Here is a 6765-nt window from a genome sequence, read left to right on the forward strand (position 1 = left end):
ATGTCAGTGTGGCGGCGGGCGGGTATACTCGCCGCCATGCAACGCGACGCCCTCTCCGTTTTACAGCACGTCTTCGGTTATCACGACTTCCGTGGCGAACAACGCGCCATCATCGACAACCTGATCGACGGCGACGACGCCCTGGTGCTGATGCCCACCGGCGGCGGTAAATCCCTGTGCTACCAGATCCCGTCGCTGGTGCGCGACGGCGTGGGCGTGGTGGTGAGCCCGCTGATCGCGCTGATGCAGGATCAGGTCAGCGCGCTCAATGCGCTGGGGGTGCGCGCCGCCTTCCTGAATTCCACGCTCAGCGCCGAGCAGAGCCAGTCCCTGCAGCAGCAGGTACGCAACGGCGAGCTGGACCTTCTCTATGTGGCGCCGGAACGGCTGATTCAGCCGCGCACCCTGGAGCTGCTGCATCAGTCGCCGCTGGCGCTGTTCGCCATCGACGAGGCCCACTGCGTGTCGCAATGGGGCCACGACTTCCGCAGCGACTATCTGCAGCTCTCCCTGTTGCACCGTGAATTCCCCAAGGTGCCGCGCATCGCGCTCACCGCCACCGCGGACCCGCGCACCCGCACGGAAATCGCCGAGCGCCTGGACCTCACCGGCGCGCGCCACTATGTGTCCAGCTTCGACCGGCCCAATATCCAGTACCGCATCGAACGCAAGGACGGCGCCCGCAAACAGCTGCTGCGCCTGCTGCGCGCCGAACACGCCGGCGAAGCGGGCATCGTTTACTGCCTGTCGCGCAACAAGGTGGACCAGACCGCCCAGTGGCTCACCGACCAGGGCATCCCCGCCCTGCCCTACCACGCCGGCCTGAGCGGCGCGATGCGCGCCGACCACCAGCAGCGCTTTTTGCGCGAGGACGGCCTGGTGATGGTGGCCACGGTGGCGTTCGGCATGGGCATCGACAAACCGGACGTGCGCTTCGTCGCCCACCTGGACCTGCCGAAAAGCATCGAAGCCTACTACCAGGAGACCGGCCGCGCCGGACGTGACGGCGAACCCGCCACCGCCTGGATGGCCTACGGCCTGGAAGACGCCATCCGCCACAAGCAGATGCTGGCGCAGTCGGAAGGCAACGAGCAGTTCAAACGCCACGAACACCAGCGCCTGGAAGCGATGCTGGGGCTCTGCGAAGTGACCCACTGCCGCCGTCAGGCGCTACTGCACTACTTCGGCGAAAACCTGGAGCAGCCGTGCGGCAACTGCGACACCTGCCTGAACCCGCCGCAGACCTTCGACGCCACCGAAGCGTCGCAAAAGGCGCTCAGCTGTGTGTTCCGAACCGGCCAGCGTTTCGGCGTCAACCATCTGGTGGACGTGCTCACCGGCAACCGCAGCGACAAAGTGGCCGCCGCCGGCCACGACCACGTCTCCACCTGGAACATCGGCGGCGAGTTCTCCGCCAGCCAGTGGCGCGCCATCTACCGGCAACTGGTGGCGCGCGGCCTGCTCGCCGTGGACGCGGACGGCTACGGCGCCCTCAAGCTCACCGAGACCTGCCGTCCCTACCTGCGCGGTGAAGTGCCGCTGCATCTGCGCAAGGACGCGGCCAAATCCGCCGAGCGCACCCGCCGCAGCAAACCGCAGGTGGCGGAAGCGGACCGCCAGCTCTGGGAGGCGCTGCGCGCCCGCCGCAAGCAGCTGGCGGAGGAGGAAGGCGTGCCGCCCTATGTGATCTTCCACGACGCCACCCTGATGGACATGCTCGCCCTGCGTCCCCGCGACCGCTATGAGATGGCCGCCGTCAGCGGCGTCGGCGACCGCAAGCTGGAAGCCTACGGCGACGCCTTCCTCACCGTTCTCAACGAGCACACCGACGCCGCCTCCTGACCCGCTGGAAGAAAGGGTCATTGCGCCACCGAAAGTCCGGACTTACGGTAAATGCCTCCTTTTTCGACGCGAGCGGCACCATGGACTATCTGCGCACCCCGGACACCTGTTTCGAGAACCTGCCCGGCTATCCCTGGGCGCCCCACTACGCCCAGGTCGACGACGGCGAAGGCCACGAGATGCGCATGCATTACCTGGACGAAGGCGAGCGCGACGCTCCGGTGGTGTTGATGCTGCACGGCGAGCCGTCCTGGAGTTACCTCTACCGGCACATGATCGAGCCGGTGGTGGCCGCCGGCTACCGTGTGATCGCGCCGGACCTGATCGGCTTCGGCCGCTCGGACAAGCCGGTGAACCGCGAGGACTACACCTACAACCGGCACGTGGGCTGGGTGCGCAGCCTGCTGCTGGATCACCTGGACCTGCGCGACATCACCCTGATCTGCCAGGACTGGGGCGGCCTGATCGGGCTGCGCCTGGTGGGCAATCACCCCAAGCGCTTTGCCCGGGTGATCGCCGCCAATACCTTCCTGCCGGACGGCGAGCACGATCCCGGCGAGGCGTTCCGCAAGTGGCGGGACTTCTCGCAGACGGTACCGGAGTTTCCAGTCAGCATGATCATCCAGGGCGCCACCACCACGGAGCTGCCGGCGGCGGTGCTGGCCGCCTACGACGCCCCCTTCCCGGAAGAGCGCTACAAGGCCGGTGCCCGCCAGTTCCCGGCGCTGGTGCCGGACCGCCCGGACGCGCCGGGCGCCGCCGAGAACCGTGAAGCCTGGCAATCGCTGATGGCGTTCGACAAGCCGTTCATCACCGCCTTCAGCGACAAGGACCCGATCACCGCCGGCGCCGACGCGGTGCTGCGCAAGCTGATTCCCGGTTGCCAGGGCCAGCCGCACACCACCATCGAGAACGGCGGCCACTTCCTGCAGGAAGACCAGGGCGAAGCCCTGGCCCGGGTGCTTACTGACCTCGCACGCGACGCTTGATCGGCGAGGCGAACTGCAGGATCAAAAAGTTGATCAGCGACAGCACGATGGCGATCTCGTAACGGTTGAACGCCACCGACACGCCGATGGCCCCGGTATTCCACATGCTGGCGGCCGTGGCGGTACCGGTGACATTGGCGCCTTCCTTGAGAATGGCGCCGCCGCCTATAAAGCCCATGCCGGTGATAATGCCGTACATCACCCGCGCCTGGGCGCCGTCGTCACCGCCGAACATCTGCAGCCCCACCAGCATGTAGCCGCAGGCGGCCACCGCCACCAGCGGGAAGGTGCGCAGCCCGGCCCCTTCGGCCCGGTGCTCCCGGTTCCAGGCCACCGGCAGCGCGATCAGGAACGCCATGCCGAGCTGTATCAGGTGAGTCAGTATCTGATGCCAATCGAGGGTGTCCATAGCCGTCCTTCAAAGTCGCCCTTCAAATAAAATTCACTATACCGTTATAAGCTTGACGCTTTCATCACGCATGGTTTCCCCGGGTTTTATTTATTATTTATGGGGAAAAACATGAAAAAAATGCCTTTCTCGCTGGCCACCGGCCTGCTGGCGGCGACGCTGGCCGGCTGTGGCGGCGATTCGTCCAGTTCCGACGGCACCTCCGGCGGCGGTAACGGCAACACCACGCCGCCCGCCACCGCCTCGACCCTGAAAATCGGCCTGCTGCCGGACACCCAGGGCGGCGGCGACAACGTCTCCATGCATCCGATGAAAGCGGTGCTCGACAAAGAGCAGGAGCTGGGCGTGGACATCGTGATCCCGGTGGGCGACCTCACCGACCACGGCACCACCCGGGAATTCGAGCAGTGGACCTCCGTGGCGGAGAGCTACCGCGACGCCGGCATCGAGTTCCTGCCGCTGATGGGCAACCACGAAGACAGCTACGCCTACTCGGTGGAGTGGATCGAGAACATGAAGCACTACATCCCCGAGGATGCGGTGCACATGGCCGGCGCCCAGTACCTGAACTACTACGTGATCCGCGACAACGTGATGATCATCCTGCTCAAGTACTACAACCTGCCGATCGCCTTCGAGTGGATCAAGCAGGAAGTGGCCGCCAATGAAGACAAATTCGACCACCTGGTGATCGCCAGCCACGACGGCCTGATCGGCGCCAAGTACGGCGAGACCCGGGAAATGATCGTCGAGGGCACCAAGGGCGACAACGCCCTGATGGACATGTGGGACGACATCCGCGCCTTCTTCGCCCGTTACGACGTGCTCTGGGTGCAGGGCCACGAGCACATGTACCAGCGCTCCGTGGTGACCGCGCCGATCTGGGTCGATCCGTCGTCCTGGACCACCGCCGACGGCAACTACCGCCTGCCGCAGTACACCCAGATCATGTCCGGTAACGCCTCGTATAAAGGCTACGAATTCCGCTACGGCGAACGGGAACTGGTGCAGCGCATCGTGCAGCAGAAGATGAACACCCGCAGCAACGGCTCACCGGCCTATGACGCCAATGCCTCGGTGCTCACCTTCCACGGCGACCGGGTGGATTACGAGTCCTGGTTCGTGGAGCACACCATCGGCAGCAACGAGGACGGCGTCAAGGAACTGGGCGACCCGCAATGGAAGCTGCTGGACCGCTTCACCCGCACCAAGAACCGCTGCGAGCGGCTGGTCTACCCCAACTCCATCCCCGAGGGCACCCGCCCGGTGATGTACCTGGACGCCAGCTACGTCAGCAACGACTGCACCGGCGACGACGGCAGCGTGGCGCGCATGGTGGCCGGCACCAACGACACCTTCAACCGGGTGGAAAGCCGCACCCGCGACATGGGCGTGACCCCCGGCTTCAGCCGCGCCGAGACGGTTACCGACCTGATGCGTCTGGGCTACCAGTTCCTGTTCCAGTACCACCAGCCCTGGACCCCCAACCTGAACGGTGAAAACCGTCTGGTACCGCTGAACGACACCGAAGTGGAAATCCCGGAAACCACCATCGACCTGAAAGAGCTGGTCACCATGAGCTGGCAGCAGAGCGACGGGGAAACCGCTTCCGACATCCTCATCATCAGCGGCACCCAGAACCAGACCGGCACCTACTCCAGCGCCTATGGCGCGGTGAAGGACATCGAAACCATGGTCGGCCTGCCCGGCAGCCAGCCCGACGGCACCGCCAAGCAGCCGCACACCCTGCCCGCCGGCGCCAGCAAGGACTGGGACCTGGCCACCGCCGTCGCCGACGCCTACGCGCTCACCTTTGACGCCCCGGAAGGCAGCGACGTGGACAGCCTGAACCTGGGCGTGCGCACCGCCGAGGGCTGGCAGCCCCTGGCCAGCGCCGACTGTCTGGTGGAAGGCCCGTTCGACGGCGGCTACCTGAGCACCCCGCCGACGCGTCCCGACGCCTGCGCGGACCAGCCCCTGGTCGGCATCGACCCGGACCACGGCCGCCGCTTCTGGGCCGTCCTGCAACAGGACGCCGAACTCGCCCTGCTGCGCCGCTAAAGGCACTTGTGCGAGCGGGCCCTGCCCGCGAAAGGGAGCGCAGATCCCGGCAGGATGCCAGAGACATCTCTAACGTCAGTACCAACAACGTCTCTGGTATCCCGCCGGCCGGCTAAAGCCGGCCTTTCGCTTGCAAGGCAAGCTCCCACAGCACCCCACCCCAAAGCCCGCCGGACAAATAACACTCGTACCCAGCCCCACAATCCGTTAGGCTTGCCCGCCCTTCGGGCTACGCCCTCCTTGTTTTATGAAAGACTCTTCATATGGATTTTGCTTCCCTCGGATTGATCGATCCTCTGCTGCGTGCTGTTGCCGAGCAGGGTTACACCACCCCGTCGCCGATTCAGGCCCAGGCGATACCCGCCGTCCTGGAAGGCCGCGACGCCATGGCCGCCGCCCAGACCGGCACCGGCAAGACCGCCGGCTTTACCCTGCCGCTGCTGCAGCGCCTCAGTGAAGGCACCCCCGCGCCGGCCCGCCAGGTGCGCGCCCTGGTGCTCACCCCCACCCGCGAGCTGGCCGCCCAGGTGGCGGAGAGCGTCGCCCTGTACGGCAAGTACCTGCCGGCAATGCGCTCGGCGGTGGTGTTCGGCGGGGTCAAGATCAACCCGCAGATCGACAAGCTCAGCCGTGGCGTGGACGTCCTGGTGGCGACCCCCGGCCGGCTGCTGGATCTCTATCAGCAGAAAGCGGTGCGCTTCGACAACCTGGAAATCCTGGTGCTCGACGAAGCGGACCGGATGCTGGACATGGGCTTCATCCATGACATCCGCCGCATCCTCAAGGTGCTGCCGCAGAAGCGTCAGACCCTGATGTTCTCGGCCACCTTCTCCAACGAGATTCGCGGCCTCGCCAAGACCCTGGTCAACGACCCGGTGCAGATCGACGTGAGCCCGCGCAACAGCACCGCCGAGCGCGTGCGCCAATGGGCGGTGTCGGTGGACAAGAGCCACAAAGCCGCCCTGCTCACCCACCTGATCGACGACGAGCAGTGGTTCCAGGTGCTGGTGTTCACGCGCACCAAGCACGGCGCCAACCGCCTCGCCAAACAGCTGGAAAGCGCCGGCATCCAGGCCGCCGCCATCCACGGCAACAAGAGCCAGGGCGCCCGCACCCGGGCCCTGGCCGGCTTCAAGAACGGCGACGTGCGCGCCCTGGTGGCCACCGACATCGCCGCCCGCGGCCTGGACATCGACCAGCTGCCCCAGGTGGTCAACTTCGACCTGCCCAACGTGGCCGAAGACTACGTGCACCGCATCGGCCGCACCGGCCGCGCCGGCGCCAGCGGCCAGGCGGTCTCCCTGGTCAGCGGCGAAGACCGCAAGCTGCTCAAGGACATCGAGCGGCTGATCAAAAAGCCCCTGGAACGCAAGGAAGTGACCGGCTTCGACGCCAGCAAAGCGGCCCCCGAACCGGCCGACGACCGCCCGCCCCGGCCGCCCCAGCGCCCCCGTGGCGGTGGCG

At 66.3% G+C, this 6765-nt stretch carries 5 protein-coding genes; 4 read left to right on the forward strand and 1 reads right to left on the reverse strand.

Annotated elements, in window-relative coordinates:
- The first annotated feature begins 36 nt into the window (after positions 1-36).
- On the forward strand, positions 37-1842 hold the full coding sequence (gene recQ, locus ISO4_RS05750) for a DNA helicase RecQ (RefSeq protein WP_194855462.1): 1806 nt from the start codon (positions 37-39) through the stop codon (positions 1840-1842).
- Between the two features lie 80 nt (positions 1843-1922).
- Positions 1923-2831: a haloalkane dehalogenase gene (locus tag ISO4_RS05755; protein WP_194855463.1), complete on the forward strand. Its 909-nt coding sequence runs from the start codon at positions 1923-1925 to the stop codon at positions 2829-2831.
- Here ISO4_RS05755 and ISO4_RS05760 read toward each other — a convergent pair.
- A complete protein-coding gene (locus ISO4_RS05760) occupies positions 2806-3240 on the reverse strand; it encodes an MgtC/SapB family protein (RefSeq protein WP_194855464.1) in 435 nt (144 codons plus the stop codon). The genes ISO4_RS05755 and ISO4_RS05760 overlap by 26 nt on opposite strands.
- A gap of 111 nt (positions 3241-3351) precedes the next feature.
- Between ISO4_RS05760 and ISO4_RS05765 the strand changes: the two genes are divergently transcribed.
- Both ISO4_RS05765 and ISO4_RS05770 read left to right on the forward strand, forming a co-directional pair.
- Positions 3352-5301, forward strand: a complete 1950-nt coding sequence (locus ISO4_RS05765) for a metallophosphoesterase family protein (protein ID WP_194855465.1) — start codon at positions 3352-3354, stop codon at positions 5299-5301.
- Positions 5302-5564: 263 nt separating this feature from the next.
- The coding region (locus tag ISO4_RS05770) for a DEAD/DEAH box helicase (protein ID WP_194855466.1) at positions 5565-6765 on the forward strand (1201 nt) is incomplete at its 3' end.

It is taken from the genome of Alloalcanivorax venustensis ISO4 (assembly GCF_015356855.1).
Lineage (GTDB): Bacteria > Pseudomonadota > Gammaproteobacteria > Pseudomonadales > Alcanivoracaceae > Alloalcanivorax > Alloalcanivorax venustensis.